Origin of the sequence: Methylovirgula sp. 4M-Z18, assembly GCF_037890675.1 — a bacterium.
GTDB lineage: Bacteria > Pseudomonadota > Alphaproteobacteria > Rhizobiales > Beijerinckiaceae > 4M-Z18.
In genome coordinates this window covers 715,821-729,368 of the sequence record NZ_CP149574.1, presented here as the reverse complement: position 1 = coordinate 729,368, position 13,548 = coordinate 715,821, and the positions used below count along the sequence as shown (strand labels likewise).

At 59.6% G+C, this 13,548-nt stretch carries 13 protein-coding genes; 4 read left to right on the top strand and 9 right to left on the bottom strand.

Annotated features, from left to right (window positions below; all coding sequences use genetic code 11):
* Positions 1 to 231 precede the first annotated feature (231 nt).
* Positions 232 to 2,643 (bottom strand): GcvT family protein, encoded by a 2,412-nt coding sequence (locus V9T28_RS03240; protein WP_116400812.1) that lies wholly within the window; start codon positions 2,641 to 2,643, stop codon positions 232 to 234.
* An 840-nt stretch (positions 2,644 to 3,483) separates the two neighbouring features.
* Between V9T28_RS03240 and V9T28_RS03235 the strand changes: the two genes are divergently transcribed.
* Positions 3,484 to 4,800: a reverse transcriptase domain-containing protein gene (locus tag V9T28_RS03235; protein WP_116400810.1), complete on the top strand. Its 1,317-nt coding sequence runs from the start codon at positions 3,484 to 3,486 to the stop codon at positions 4,798 to 4,800.
* 137 nt (positions 4,801 to 4,937) lie between these two features.
* On the opposite strand, the gene V9T28_RS03230 is transcribed toward V9T28_RS03235, so the two are convergent.
* Positions 4,938 to 5,318 carry a cupin domain-containing protein gene (locus V9T28_RS03230; RefSeq protein ID WP_116400809.1) on the bottom strand — a complete coding sequence of 127 codons (381 nt, stop codon included), beginning with the start codon at positions 5,316 to 5,318 and terminating at the stop codon, positions 4,938 to 4,940.
* A gap of 161 nt (positions 5,319 to 5,479) precedes the next feature.
* Between V9T28_RS03230 and V9T28_RS03225 the strand changes: the two genes are divergently transcribed.
* Positions 5,480 to 5,803, top strand: coding sequence for a hypothetical protein (locus tag V9T28_RS03225; RefSeq protein ID WP_116400808.1), 324 nt, complete (start codon positions 5,480 to 5,482; stop codon positions 5,801 to 5,803).
* A gap of 115 nt (positions 5,804 to 5,918) precedes the next feature.
* Here V9T28_RS03225 and V9T28_RS03220 read toward each other — a convergent pair whose 3' ends face one another.
* The 4 genes from V9T28_RS03220 to V9T28_RS03205 all read right to left on the bottom strand — a co-directional run bounded on the left by V9T28_RS03220 (position 5,919) and on the right by V9T28_RS03205 (position 9,472).
* Positions 5,919 to 6,902, bottom strand: coding sequence for an LLM class flavin-dependent oxidoreductase (locus V9T28_RS03220; protein WP_116400807.1), 984 nt, complete (start codon positions 6,900 to 6,902; stop codon positions 5,919 to 5,921).
* A gap of 100 nt (positions 6,903 to 7,002) precedes the next feature.
* On the bottom strand, positions 7,003 to 7,938 hold the full coding sequence (locus V9T28_RS03215) for an SDR family oxidoreductase (protein ID WP_116400806.1): 936 nt from the start codon (positions 7,936 to 7,938) through the stop codon (positions 7,003 to 7,005).
* On the bottom strand, positions 7,935 to 8,813 hold the full coding sequence (locus V9T28_RS03210; protein ID WP_116400805.1) for an SDR family NAD(P)-dependent oxidoreductase: 879 nt from the start codon (positions 8,811 to 8,813) through the stop codon (positions 7,935 to 7,937). The genes V9T28_RS03215 and V9T28_RS03210 overlap by 4 nt, the downstream gene beginning before the upstream one ends.
* An 86-nt stretch (positions 8,814 to 8,899) precedes the next feature.
* Positions 8,900 to 9,472, bottom strand: coding sequence for a TetR/AcrR family transcriptional regulator (locus V9T28_RS03205; protein ID WP_116400804.1), 573 nt, complete (start codon positions 9,470 to 9,472; stop codon positions 8,900 to 8,902).
* Between the two features lie 170 nt (positions 9,473 to 9,642).
* Between V9T28_RS03205 and V9T28_RS03200 the strand changes: the two genes are divergently transcribed.
* On the top strand, positions 9,643 to 10,143 hold the full coding sequence (locus tag V9T28_RS03200) for a hypothetical protein (RefSeq protein ID WP_116400803.1): 501 nt from the start codon (positions 9,643 to 9,645) through the stop codon (positions 10,141 to 10,143).
* Positions 10,144 to 10,181: 38 nt separating this feature from the next.
* On the opposite strand, the gene V9T28_RS03195 is transcribed toward V9T28_RS03200, so the two are convergent.
* Positions 10,182 to 10,931 (bottom strand): glucose 1-dehydrogenase, encoded by a 750-nt coding sequence (locus tag V9T28_RS03195; RefSeq protein ID WP_116400802.1) that lies wholly within the window; start codon positions 10,929 to 10,931, stop codon positions 10,182 to 10,184.
* Between the two features lie 104 nt (positions 10,932 to 11,035).
* Between V9T28_RS03195 and V9T28_RS03190 the strand changes: the two genes are divergently transcribed.
* Entirely contained in the window at positions 11,036 to 11,386 is a 351-nt protein-coding gene (locus V9T28_RS03190; RefSeq protein WP_116400801.1) for an ArsR/SmtB family transcription factor, read from the top strand.
* Positions 11,387 to 11,443: 57 nt separating this feature from the next.
* Here the strand turns inward: V9T28_RS03190 and V9T28_RS03185 are convergent, their stop codons facing one another.
* Together V9T28_RS03185 and V9T28_RS03180 are read right to left on the bottom strand one after the other, a co-directional pair.
* On the bottom strand, positions 11,444 to 12,379 hold the full coding sequence (locus tag V9T28_RS03185; protein WP_116400800.1) for a LysR substrate-binding domain-containing protein: 936 nt from the start codon (positions 12,377 to 12,379) through the stop codon (positions 11,444 to 11,446).
* A gap of 4 nt (positions 12,380 to 12,383) precedes the next feature.
* Positions 12,384 to 13,541 (bottom strand): mandelate racemase/muconate lactonizing enzyme family protein, encoded by a 1,158-nt coding sequence (locus tag V9T28_RS03180; protein ID WP_245424091.1) that lies wholly within the window; start codon positions 13,539 to 13,541, stop codon positions 12,384 to 12,386.
* Positions 13,542 to 13,548 lie beyond the last annotated feature (7 nt).

Here is a 13,548-nt window from a genome sequence, read left to right as displayed (position 1 = left end):
CCCAAATAATCGTGCCGGAATTAACCATGTTCAAGGGCCTTCGTACCACACAAGGCACCCCTTTTAGGATTAGGGGTCAAAACGCCATCACGGACGGTGTTTTGACCCCAGAGTATTTTGTGTTTTTTCTCAGGATCGCAAAATGGTTCTACATCTTTGTTTTATCGCATTTTCGCTGCGCGGGCCGTTGGTTCTTGACCGAAAAGTCGCGCAACTTTGCTGGAAAGTACGCTAAGCGCGCATGCGGCTGCCTGTCGGATCGAAGGCTGGCGCGTCGAGCTTCACAGCAGCCCGGCGCTCGCCCAGAATCTCGATTTCGAAGCCGGACGAAACGCTTGCGAGCTCCTTCGGAATATAGCCGAGCGCCAAGGATTTTCCGACCGAATGGCCATAGCCGCCAGACGTGACCCAGCCGACCACTTTGCCGTCGTGCCAGACGGGCTCGTCGCCGATCGCATCGGCATCGAGCGCGGCGACATCGAAGGTGACGAGCCGCAAGGCGCCGCCCGCCTCCTTCTCCTTCACCGCGGCGGAGCGGCCGACGAAATCATTCTTCTTCAGATCGACGAACCGGCCGAGACCGGCTTCATACGGCCCATAGATCGGGCGGTATTCGCGCGCCCAGGTGCCGAAGCTCTTTTCCAGCCGCAGCGCATTGAGCGCCCGCCCGCCGATAGGACGGATGTTGAATTCGGCCCCGGCGTCGGTGAGCGCGTTGTACAACGCGCGGGTGTAATCGGAGGTCACCCAGATCTCGTAGCCGAGATCGCCGGTGAAGCTGACGCGGCCGACGAAGGCCGGCATCAGGCCGACGTTCATTTTGCGGAATGTCATGAACGGGAAGGCTTTGGTGGAAAGATCCTCGCCCACCAGCTTCTGCAGCACGGCACGGGAGTTCGGCCCCGCGACCGAGAAGCCGTTGTATTCCATCGCGCAGGGTCGGATCGTCACGCCGCTCTCCGGCAGGTGCTTCTCGAACCAGCGCATATAATAGACTTCCGCCGCATAGGTGCAGACGAGGAAGAACTTGTCGGCGGCGTGACGGCCGACCGTGAAGTCGCCGATCAGCTTGCCTTGCTCGTTCAGCATGGGGGTGAGCACCATGCGGCCGACATCGGGAATCTTGTTGGCCATGACATGGCTTAAGAAATCCGCAGCGCGCGGGCCGGTGACTTCCATCTTGCCGTAATTGGCGATTTCCAAGAGGCCGACACTCTCGCGCACGGCGCGGCATTCGGCGCCGACATGCTCATGCGCCTCGGAGCGCTTGAAGGTGAACTCTTCTTCTGCCGGCGTGCCCTTCGGCGCGAACCACAAAGCGTGTTCGAGCCCGCAATAATCGCCGAACACGGCATTCTCGGCTTTGAGCTCGCCATAGACCGGCGTCGTGCGCAGCGGGCGCGCGGCCGGCAGTTCCTCGTTGGGGAAGCGGATGCGGAAGCGGCGGGAATAATTCTCGCGCACCTTGACGTTGGTATAGGCCAGCGTCGCCCAATCGCCGTAGCGCGCGACATCCATGCCCCAGACGTCGAAACCCGGATCGCCCTGCACCATCCAGTTGGAGAGCGCGAGGCCGACGCCGCCGCCCTGGCTGAAGCCGGCCATGACGCCGCAGGCCACCCAGAAATTCTTGAGGCCCTTGACCGGACCGATCAGCGGGTTGCCGTCGGGGGCGAAGGTGAAGGGGCCGTTGATGATCTTCTTGATGCCCGCCGTCTCGATGGCGGGGAAGTGCTTGAAGCCGACTTCCAGTTCCGGCGCGATGCGCTCCAGATCGTCGGGCAACAGGTTCTGGCCGAAGTCCCACGGCGTCTCTTTCGGCGACCACGGCACGCCGTTCTTCTCATAGGTGCCCATCAGCATGCCGCCGCGTTCCTGGCGCATGTAGATCTCGCCCTCGAAATCGATGAGGTGCAATTGCTCTTTCTGGCCGACAAGCTGGGGCATATCGTCGGTGATCAGATATTGGTGTTCCATCGCCAGGATCGGCAATTCGATGCCGACCATGCGGCCGATCTCGCGCGCCCACAGGCCGCCGCAATTCACCACATGCTCGGCGCGCACCGTGCCCTTTTCGGTGACGACATCCCAGGAGCCGTCGAGGTGCTGCAGCAAATCGGTGACGCGGCATTGGCGCACGATCTCGGCGCCGCCGATCTGCGCCGACTTGGCATAAGCGTGGGTGACGCCGTAAGGGTCGACATGGCCCTCGATCGGGTCATACATCGCGCCGATGAAATGTTTTTCGTCCATCAGCGGCGCGAGCTTCTTGGCCTCGGCCATGGAGATGATTTCAAGGTCCATGCCGAGATAGCGGCCGCGCGCCTTGGCCATTTTCAGCCAATCCATGCGCTCCTGCGTCCCGGCGAGCATGATGCCGCCGGTGATGTGCACGCCGCAGGACTGGCCGGAGATTTGCTCGATCTCCTTGTAGAGCTGGATCGTATATTGCTGCAATTTTGCGACATTCGGGTCGCCGTTCACGGTGTGCATGCCGCCCGCCGCATGCCAGGTGGACCCGGCGGTGAGTTCGGCCCGCTCGATCAGCATCACATCCTTCCACCCCGCCTTGGTGAGATGGTAAAGCACGGAAGCACCGACAACACCGCCACCAATCACAACAACCTGGGCGTGGCTTTTCATGGAATTTCATCTCCGGAATGGGGCGCGGGTGGGCGCCTGAAAGGTGGCGATGATTTTTAGCGGGTTCGCAGCGGCATGCCTTAATTATTTTCGTATGGAGGTATCTAAAGGAGGAAGGGGCGCTGGTGTTGGCTGAGAAAATCGGATTGCAGAAATTCTGCATCGGCTCGAGCGGATGAAACCCTTCGACCGTGGCGGTTCGGACGAATTTTGTGGGGACAACGCGATTGAATAGACTTGTCTCTGCTTGACCAAGCCAATCAGATGTTGCTATCTTGTTCTTGTTGGCTCTAGTAGGATTCGCGGCAGGCGGTCATACCGTCGGGACCGTGGGCACCTTCTACGGCGGGGCGGAGGCGAAAGTCGAAACCTCGATTGCGCGGCAAGGACCGAAAGGAACCACTGCGGAGTTCAGCACTCACCTGTCCGCGAAAGTATCGATAGCCGTAACCTTTACCAATCGGGGTATCTGTCAGGCGGCTACTAGCATTATTTTCACGGGGAGGCGGGCGCGACGCGTGCGAAGATTTGGCTTTACGAGGCACCCAAAAAGGCTACCGTTCGGAAGGATAAATCTACCATGCTGAACATATGCAAAAACGTGCCAACTTGGCATTGACTGATCTGGCGGGGCGGCAAGCAATTCCGCTTCTCTTGATTGGGCTAACTCTAGTAGGTTTCGCGGCAGGCGGTCATACCGTCGGGACCGTGGGCACCTTCTACGGCGGGGCGGAGGCGAAAGTCGAAACCTCGATTGCGCGGCAAGGACCGAAAGGAACCACTGCGGAGTTCAGCACTCAGCGTCGGGCGGGTTGGGCTCACTGACAGAACCCCAAAGACGTGAAGCAAGATTTATTAAAGAAAGTTCGATCAACAAAAAACTTGGAAAGTGCATGGCGCACAATCCAGGAAAATGGACGTTCTTCTAAGTCTCACGAAGTTCGCGCGGAGATTTCAAGATTTCAGGAAGACTCCTCATCTAAATTGAGGTCACTGAGTTATCGACTCGCGCGCGGAAAGTTCTCCTTTCCTGCCGCTAAAGGTGTCCCCATACCTAAGCTTGATGGTAAGGGGCACAAAACTGGCAAAGTGCGTCCTATCGTCTTGGCGCCAGTGGAAAGTCGTATTGTCCAGCGGGCAATTCTAAATGTTCTTATTGATGTTCCCGCTTTGAAGCCGTTCGTTAAAACTAAATATAGCTTCGGCGGTATCCGATCAGAAAAGCAGAAGAGGACAACTGAGGGTCAGAAGATAGTGCGAGGCGAGCGTATATCTGCGGTCCCCGCCGCTATCAAGGCTGTGCTCGACGCTATAGAAGGCGGCACTCGCTTTGTCGTATGTGGCGATATCCAGTCGTTCTTTACGAGAATTTCGAAACCAATGGTCACGGAGATCATTGCGAAAGCAACTAATGATTCTGAATTTACTAATTTCTTTTCCGAGGCCATTCGCGTTGAACTGGAGAATCTTGAGGAGCTTCGAAAGCACCAAGCAGACTGGCCGATCGAAGATATTGGAGTTGCGCAGGGAAATTCGCTATCTCCGCTTCTCGGGAACATCGTGCTCGCAGAATTCGATCAAAAAATGAACGAAGGTGATTGTCGCTGCATCCGATACATCGACGATATCGTTATCCTGGCTCCAACGATGAAAGCAGCGAATGCGCGGCTAGCAAGAGCCGAAAAACTTCTCGCCGAACTTGGTATGACCTTGTCGCCAGAAAAAACTTTGAAAGGCGGCATATCAGTTCGTGACGGGTTTGATTTCTTAGGCATCAATTTCTGCCCCGGTGCTATTCGACCGAGTCAGAAAGCACAAAAGAAATTTCTCACATCCATCGATACGTTGCTTAAGAACGGCAAAAAATCCTTCAACTTGATGAAAGGGGGCAAGCATTCAGTACGTCCTGAGACGTTGCTCGGTACACTGAAAAAACTTGACGCCATGATCGACGGTTGGGGCAAACATTATTGGTTCTGCAACGACGATCAAATTTGGAGAAATATCGACGCAAAAATAAGCGAAATGATCGGTCAATTCCTAGGACTATATCGAGACGTAAGGGAGAGAAGTGCCCCAGAGCTGCAAATGGGACTGCTCGGCATCTCGGAACTCATCAGGATAGAACGCGAACCCTTTTCATATCCTAGCGTTTGATTCTGGTCTCAAAGCAATCGATAGCACGCCGCTCGCCTAGTCACTCCTACCCTTCCGCCAGTAATTCGTACGACCGCACCCGCCTATCCTAGTCAAAAATCACGCCAGAGATCCCGCACGCCCCTCCCCAAAAGCCCCTACGGCGGGCTGTCGTAGAGCGGCTTGCCTTTGTCCACGATATGCACCGACAGATATTTGAGCGTCTTGTCGCCCACGACCTTGAAGGCGCCGTGCGGCATGTCGCGGTGGTTGATGTCCGTCGTGCCGGTCGGGAAAGGTACTTGCTTGCCGTCGGGCAGCTCGATCATCGCGCCTTCGAGGACATAGAACGATTCTTCGCCGTGATGGATGTGGCGCATCGACGATTGGCCCGGCTGGATTTCGTTGATGCTGGTGATGGCCTCCATGTTCGTGCCGGTGAGGTCGGTGCGGGTCAATTCTTTTCGGTATGGCGAATCCTGCGCGAAGGCCGCAACGGCGACGATCGAGGCCAACAGGACGCCCAAAAACCATCTCATGGAAAGCCCCTTATTGCATTATACCATGTGCCTGAGCCGAGACCTACGATTCTTCATCATCGCCAGTGAAACGAAGAAACCCTTCGGGACGTCGGTAGATTGAATATGGTAATGAGAAGAAGTAATAAATTACCGCTGAACGGTTTCGGAGTTTCTGGAGCGTGAAAAACATTCAAATCATAGATGGCGCACTCAATTGCACCTTCAGTATTTTTCAAGCTACCGATGAGGAATTCTACCTCGTATTTCCTGAGCCCCGTCAAGAGATTCAATACGTCGAGGATTTAACCGCGCTTGCGGTTCACGATGCATTGCGGCGGATTTGGCAACGTCCAATTCGAAAGCGGGACGCCATGGGGATTCATGGAACCTTATTTTACAAGCTTGAGCGCTACAAAAAATATTACCATGAAAAGAGAGAAGATGGGATAGAGCCCAGCGCTATAACAGTAACGCAGAGAAAGCTATTTGGTATCGATTGGTAAAGTGGCCGGGAGAGAGAAGCGTGATCTGCTTAGCTTCTGCTCGCCTAGTTGTGAGTTGAATTGCTTTGCTCGCGATGATCGTTGATTATATCTCAAAAACCATACCCTTCTATATTTAAGCGCCCCACATTTCCGCCAGTAGCTCATACGACCTGACCCGCGCGTCCTGATCGAAAATCGCGCCCGCGATGATCAGTTCGTCCGCCTTCGTCTCCTCCACAAACCGCGTCAGCCCCGCGCGCACCGTCTCGCGTGAACCCACGAAAGCGCAGGCCAGCATGCGCGAGGCCTGCGCCTTCTCGGCCGGCGTCCAATAGGTTTCGATATCGTCGATCGGCGGCGAGAGCAGGCCGCGCGTGCCGCGCACCATATTGGTGAAGGCCTGTTGCTGCGAGGTGAAGAGCCGGCGCGCCTCGGCGTCGGTGTCCGCGACGATGACATTGGCGGCCACCATGGCATAGGGCTTTGCAAGCTGCTCGGACGGCTGGAAACGCTCGCGATAGACCTGCAGTGCCGGCATCAGCGCATCCGGCGCGAAATGCGAGGCGAAGGCGTAGGGCAGGCCGAAATGGGCGGCGAGCTGCGAGCCGAACAGGCTCGAGCCCAGGATCCACAACGGCACCTTGAGGCCGCGGCCCGGCACCGCGCGGATCTTCTGGCCCGGCTCGTCGGGCGCGAGCAGCGCCTGCAACTCGAGCACGTCCTGGGGAAATTGGTCGGCGGCGGCGGGATCGCGCCGCAGCGCGCGCAAGGTGAGCTGGTCGGTGCCGGGCGCGCGGCCAAGGCCAAGGTCGATGCGGCCGGGATAAAGCTCCTCGAGCGTGCCGAACTGCTCGGCGATGATCAGCGGCGCGTGATTGGGCAGCATGATGCCGCCCGCCCCGACGCGGATCGTCTTGGTTTGCCCCGCCACATGGCCGATGACCACCGAGGTCGCGGCGCTGGCGATGCCGGTCATGTTGTGATGCTCGGCGAGCCAGAAGCGGTTGTAGCCGAGCCGCTCGGCGGCCTGGGCGAGGCGCACGGAATTGCGGAAAGCATCGGCCGGCGTGGCGCCGAGCACGACGGGCGCGAGATCGAGAACGGAAAGGGGTGGCATTAAGAAGTCCCGGAATGACGAAATCGACCATCATTTAGGGACATGAGCAAGAAAGGCGAGGGATCGGACCGCGGGCGCAAGACCCGCAGTCCTGGTTTCGTCATTTCGGCCACGGGCCGGTCAAATCCTCGGACACGGCCCACAGGCGCGTGGCCAAGTCCTTGTCCTGCGCCCGTGCGCCGATTTTTGCCGTGCCGACCGGCCCTTTCAGCTCGAACATCTGCTGCGGGCCGTAATAGCCGCCGGGTTTGGCCTGCAGCGCGGTCGCGGCGAACAAAGTCGGCAAAGCGCCCGCGGCCGCCGATTGCGACAGGAGCGGCCCAAGCCACAGCATGGCGCGCTCCTGCAGCGATGCGCTGCTGCGCCCCAGGCGCGGACCGCTGGTCTGCAGGCCGGTGCGCGCATAGCCCGGATGGGCGGCATTGCTCATCAGGCCCCAGCCATGGGCATCGCTGCGGCGCTGCAGTCCGAAGGCGAAGAGGATCATCGCGAGTTTCGATTGGGCATAGGCGCGCCACGGATCATAGCGCTTTTGCCATTGCAGATCGTCGAAATGAATATCGGCGAGGAGGCGGTGCGCGGCGCTGCTGACATTGACGACGCGCGTACGGTTCCCTTTGCGCAGCAGGGGCAAGAGGCGTTTCGTCAGCACGAAATGGCCGAGATAATTGGTGCCGAATTGCAGTTCGAAACCATTCTTCGTTTCGAAGCGCGTCGGCGGCGCCATCACCCCCGCATTGTTGACGAGAAGATCGACCGCGCCCTGCTCCCCCGCAAGCCGGTCGGCAAAGGATTCGACGGAGGCCAGATCGGCAAGATCGAGATCCGCGTAACGAATCTTGGCGCTGGGGCTCACCGCGCGGATATTCGCCAGCGCTGCCGCGCCCTTGGCCGCATCGCGGCCGGTCAGCAGCACATCGGCGCCCTTTTTCGCGAGGGCGAGCGCGGTCTCGTAACCGATCCCGCCCGTCGCGCCGGTGATGACGGCCTTGCGGCCGTCTTGCGGCGAAATGTCCGCCAACGTCCAGCCGCTCATGCCTGCCGCGCCTCGAGCAGGCTGCGCAGATGCGACAGGTCGGAACCGTCGAAATCGGTCGAGACGCTCACAGCCTCCCATTCCGCCGCCGCTTTCTCGCGCGCGGCGTCGGCGGCTGCGTAGACATGGACCGCATCGCTGCCGAGCAGCAGGTGTGCAGGCAGCGTGTCGCGGTTGGAAAGATCGACGATCACTTTGCCGATCTTGGCCGGATCGCCGAGTTCCTGGCCGACATAGCCTTGCAGCAGAGCGGAAATCGCACCCACGCTCGGCTCGTATTCGGGCATAAGCGGCTTGGTCGCGCCGCGCGCGGTGAAGCCCCAATCGGTGCGCATGCCGCCGGGCTCGACCGCGATCACCTTCACGCCGAAGGGCGCGACCTCCTGCGCCAGCACCTCGGTGAGGCCGCCGACCGCCCATTTGGCCGATTGATAGGCGCTCAGACCCGCCGTCCCGACGCGGCCGCCAACCGACGAAATGTTGATGATATGGCCGGCACGCTGAGCGCGCATGACGGGCAGCGCGGCGCGGATGAGATGGACGACGCCGTAGAAATTGGTGTCGATCTGCGCTTTGAAATCGGCCGCGTCAGTCTGTTCGAACGGCGCGACATGGCCGAAGCCGGCATTGTTGACGAGCACGTCCAGACGGCCGAAGGTTTTCACTGTGAAGTCGACAGCGCCCTGCGCCGCAGCGGCATCCGTGACGTCGAGCGCGAAGGGGTGCAAGCGGCCGGGATGGCTCTTTGCAAGATCGGCGAGGCGCTCGGGATCGCGTGCTGTCGCAACAACATTGTTGCCGGCGGCGAGCGCCGCTTCGACGATGGAACGGCCGAGGCCGCGGGCGCTGCCGGTTACCAACCAGATTTTCGACATGATCAACTCCTTGATTTCTTGCTTCAGATTATGAGCGTGTAATCACTCATTATTATGACACTAAGATAGGGCCAAAGGCCCCTGCTCTACCCCGCAACTCCATTCCACAGCGCCTTGAAGCCGGCGCTTTTGTAATGCTCTTTCTTCTTCGGCTCGCGCGCGATGAATTCGAGCGTGGTCTCGGCCAGCGCATCGAAGATCGCGCCCGCGAAAGCTCCGGCCGCATCGATCGCGACCAACCCTTCGGAGGCACATTGATCGAGCATGGCGCTCACCTCGTGGAAGGCGGCGGCGCCGATCTTGCGAGTTTCCGCCGTGACGCGATCCGACACGGTGAGCTGGCGCATTGCCCTGCGCTTCAGCGGATATTTGGCGCCCCAGTCGATCACGCAGCCCCACACATGCCGCGCCCGCTCAACGACGCTCGCCTCGGCCGGATAGGCTTTCAGCATCGCATCGGCAAGATCCGCCTTGATGGCGAGATAAAGCTGGTTGAGCAACTCGTCCTTGGTGGCGAAATATTTGAACAACGTGCCTTCCGCCAGCCCCGCGCTTTGCGCGATCTTCGCCGTCGGCGCGCCGACGCCCTGCGTGGCGACGAGTTCTGTCGCGGCGGCAAGGATCGCTTCGCGCTTTTGTTCGCTTAAGGGGCGGGCCAAAGGTTTGCTCTATTTGAGTGAGTGCATACTCATTTATAGGGGCGAGAGAAGAAAGTCAAGGGGCGCGATTCTCTGCGCGGAGCGTTGCATGGCGCGCCATCGTACACTTGCATTGATGCCGGCATTTGATGGTATCGTTCCGGGACCCTCGGCATAAAACCGGATCTCGCGTGGAACCCTGGATCAGCTTCTTTCAGACGACGGCCAGCGTGGTCGCGACGCTCACTGGTTTCATCGTCGTCGCCATTTCGATCAACCATCAGCGGATCATCAACACGCCGCGCTTGCCTGGCCGCGCGGCCGAGACATTGATTCCGCTCGCCGGCGCCCTTGTGATTGCGATCGCAGCACTCATTCCCAACCAGTCACGTGCCGCCTACGGCTGCGAGGTGACGGTGATGGGCCTTGTGATCGGACTCCTGTGCGGATTTTCCCAGGTAAGATCCACAAAGCGAGCGCACAATGCGAAGATTGGCCGACTCTCCGGTCCTTCGCTCGTTTGGATTCATCTGATAATGAATCACCTGCAAAGTTTGCCATTCATTGTCGCGGGCCTGCTGCTGCTACTCGGGCTCACAAGCGGATTTTACTGGATAGCCGCCGCCATGCTGCTCACGCTGGTGATCGCGGTGATCAACACCTGGGTTTTGCTGATCGAAATCTTGCGCTGACAAACGGGCGCGCGAAAACGCGCCCGTGTGCAAAACGCCTAGCGGAAGCCGCCGCTCGCGATGATCTTTTCGCCGGTTAGCCAGCGCGAATCATCGGACGCCAGGAAGACGGCAACGGCGGCAATGTCGTCCGGCTGGCCGATACGGCCGAGCGGCGTTTGCGCGATGGCCCCATTGGCAAAATCCGAACCGACAACGCCGGCCGCGTGCGTCCCTTCGGTTTCGACGAAACCGGGATTGATGCTGTTGACGCGAATCTGCTTCGGTCCAAGCTCACGCGCGAGCACGCCCGTAATCGAATCCACAGCGCCTTTGGTGCCGCTGTAAACCGCGCTTGCCGGCGGCGTGAGGCGGCTGGCAACTGAACTGATGTTAATGATGCTGCCGCCGTCGGAGCCGATATGATTGGCCGCGGCCTGGCTCACCAAGAGCAGGCCAAGAACATTGGTATTGAATTGCCGGTGGAATTGCTCTTCCGTGATCGCCTCAAGCGGCGCAAATTCATAAACGCCCGAATTGTTGACGAGAATGTCGAGACGGCCATAATTTTTGACGGCAGTGTCGATAAGCCCCTGCGCTTCAGCAGCTTTCGATACGTCTCCCTGCACCGCGACGGCCTTGCCGCCCGCCTTGACGATCTCGCCAACCACCTTGTCGGCACCCGCCTTGCTGGTCGCGTAATTGACGACGACCGACGCGCCTTCAGCAGCAAGCGCGCGGGCGATGGCCGCACCGATGCCTTTGGATGCGCCCGTGACGACAGCCACCTTATTTTTCAACTTGGACATTCTGTTCTCCATGACGAACGGCGCCGGGAGTGCGGCCACCTAACTTCAATAGTTCAGGAAATATGAACCATTGAAGCAAAAGCAAGCCGTGCTATATCGATTTCATGAGGTCGCTGTTTCACCCGGCCGCAGAGGACATCACGGTCGAAGGCATTCTGCATGCCCTCGCCGATCCTGTGCGCGCGCAGATTTACGCCGGGATCGCGTCGTCCGATTCCTCGCTGAGCTGTTCCAATTTCTTGCGCGTCAACGAGCGGAACATTCCGAAATCGACGCTCTCCCAGCATTTCCGTATTTTGCGCGAAGCGGGTTTGATCCGCTCGGAACGGGTGGGCGTGGAGATGCAGAACGCGTCGCGATGTGCGGATATCAACGAGCGTTTTCCGGGGCTGCTCGGCGCGATTTTGGCGGCACACAAGGTGCAGATGACGGGCATGCCGGGAAAGAAGAAGTAAAGGATGAGGCGCGATTCCTTCTCTTTATGGGAGCGCGCCGCATCATTCCAGCAAACCCTACACGTCCGCCGAGGTCGGCTCCCCTTCGCGCAGCTCGGCAAAACGGTTGATCAGCCAGGAGCGGAAGAACACCACGGCTTCGTTGTTCAGCAGTTCCGGATGGACGGTAAGATAGTAGCCGTAGCCATCCGCTACCGACGCCTCGAACGGCCGCACCAATTTGCCGGAGGCGATCTCGTCGGGGAACAGCATCGGATCGACGAGCGCGATACCTTCGCCCGAGAGCGCATATTGCACCGCGAGCCGCGCCGTGTCGAACACGACGCCGCGGTCAGCCGCGAGGTCGGTGCGGCCGATGGTGCGCATGAAGAGCTCCCACACGTAATGGCGCGGCCGCTGTTCGATGATCACATGCAAAAGGTCGTGCTTGGCGACGAAAGCGCCGATGTCGGAGAGATCGGCGCCCTCCACGAGTTTGGGGCTGCACAGGATCGTCGGCCGCTCCATCCACAGAAGGTCGTGAATGGAATCGCTCACGCTCGGCTCGGAAAAGATGATGCCGATGTCCCATTCGTTGTCGGTGTTGGCGCGCGAGGGTTTGGAGCCGATCTCCAGATCGATCTCCGGATGCTCCAGGCGGAAGTCCTTCAGGATCGGGATCGCGAGCTGGTGGGCGAAAGTCGGCGACAGATGCACTTTCAGCACGCTTTTCGGCTGGCCGCGCTCCTTGATGATCTCCGACAAAGCCGTGTCGATACGGTCGAAGCTCTTGGTGACGACGGGCAGCAGATGCCGGCCCGCCTCGGTCAGCACCAATTGCTGCGGCCGGCGCTCGAATAAGGTGACGCCGAGGAATTTTTCCAGCACGATCACATGCCGGCTGACCGCACTTTGCGCGACGGTCAGGCTGTTGGCGGCGGCGGTGAAGGAAAGATGCTGGCCGGCGGCCTCAAAAGCCCGAAGCGCATTCAACGGCAGCCATTTGCGATGCATCCCTTTACCTCATAAGCGTTTTCTTGAGCATATCCTCGTCCAACTCATAGCCCATCCCGGGCTTCGAGCCTAGATCAATCACGCCCTTTGCATTCACCCGCAGCGGTTCCGCCATCATGTAATCGCGGCGGTCGAGGTTCCATTCCGGCGGATCGTAGGGGAATTCGAGCCAGGGCGCGTCGGCGATGCCGGCGGTCAGGTGGGCGTTGGCGACGACGCCGATGCCGTTGGTCCAGGTGTGCGGCGTGAAGACGAGATTATGCTCCTGCGCCATATAGCCGACCTTGCGCAGGCCGGTGACGCCGCCGACCAGCGCCGCATCCGGCTGTAGCACGTCGAGACAGCCCTCGGTGATGAGGTCGCGGAATTCGTAAAGTTCGCGGGTCATCTCGCCGCCGGCGATGCGGATGTCGACCATCTCGCGCAACTTGCGCATGCCGGCGCGGTCGCCGCGATGCAGCGGCTCTTCCATCCAGTAGACGCCAAGCCGCTCCAATTCGCGCGCGACCTTCACCGCATCCTTCAGCGACCAGGGCGAATAGGCGTCCCACGACATGCGCCAACCCTGATTGCAATCGACCATCAATTCGAGCTTGTGGCCGACGCGGTGGCGCACCGTCTCCAGCGCTTTGATGTCATGCCGCCAATCGCCGCGATGGAAGCGGATCTTCAGGGCAGGAAAACCTTCCGCGAGATAGCGCTCGGCCGCATCGGCCAATTGCTCCGGCTGGCGCAAAGTGCCGGACGACGCATAGGCCTGGACCGTGCCGCTCAAGCCGCCAAGCAGCTTCCAGCACGGCTGGCCGGTGATCTTGCCCGCAAGATCCCACAGCGCGATATCGAGCGGCCAGCAGCGGCCCCAATGAAAATTGATGTTGTTGAGGATGCGCCAATGCCGCTCGATCGCGAGCGCGTCCTGCCCGACGAACAGATGCTCATGGCCCTCGAAGCCCAGCATCATGTCGCCCGAGCCGATTCCGGTAATGCCGGCATCGGTATGCACGCGCACGATCGCCGCATCCCAGAATTTGCGCGGCTGGGTGTCCCAGCTCGCGTTGAACGGCGGATCGAAATGGAAGCGGTGCCGCGTGATTTCGATGTTGGTGATCGTCACCTTGGCGGCGTGTGCGACGAGCGCCGGCTTTTCCTGCATCGCGTCCATGTCTCCT

Coding starts and splice junctions, on each gene's coding strand:
- V9T28_RS03185 (WP_116400800.1), bottom strand. CDS start 12,379: ATGCATCGCAAATGGCTGCCGTTGAATGCGCTTCGGGCTTTTGAGGCC.
- V9T28_RS03190 (WP_116400801.1), top strand. CDS start 11,036: ATGAGGTCGCTGTTTCACCCGGCCGCAGAGGACATCACGGTCGAAGGC.
- V9T28_RS03220 (WP_116400807.1), bottom strand. CDS start 6,902: ATGCCACCCCTTTCCGTTCTCGATCTCGCGCCCGTCGTGCTCGGCGCC.
- V9T28_RS03195 (WP_116400802.1), bottom strand. CDS start 10,931: ATGTCCAAGTTGAAAAATAAGGTGGCTGTCGTCACGGGCGCATCCAAA.
- V9T28_RS03230 (WP_116400809.1), bottom strand. CDS start 5,318: ATGAGATGGTTTTTGGGCGTCCTGTTGGCCTCGATCGTCGCCGTTGCG.
- V9T28_RS03240 (WP_116400812.1), bottom strand. CDS start 2,643: ATGAAAAGCCACGCCCAGGTTGTTGTGATTGGTGGCGGTGTTGTCGGT.
- V9T28_RS03210 (WP_116400805.1), bottom strand. CDS start 8,813: ATGTCGAAAATCTGGTTGGTAACCGGCAGCGCCCGCGGCCTCGGCCGT.
- V9T28_RS03180 (WP_245424091.1), bottom strand. CDS start 13,541: ATGGACGCGATGCAGGAAAAGCCGGCGCTCGTCGCACACGCCGCCAAG.
- V9T28_RS03215 (WP_116400806.1), bottom strand. CDS start 7,938: ATGAGCGGCTGGACGTTGGCGGACATTTCGCCGCAAGACGGCCGCAAG.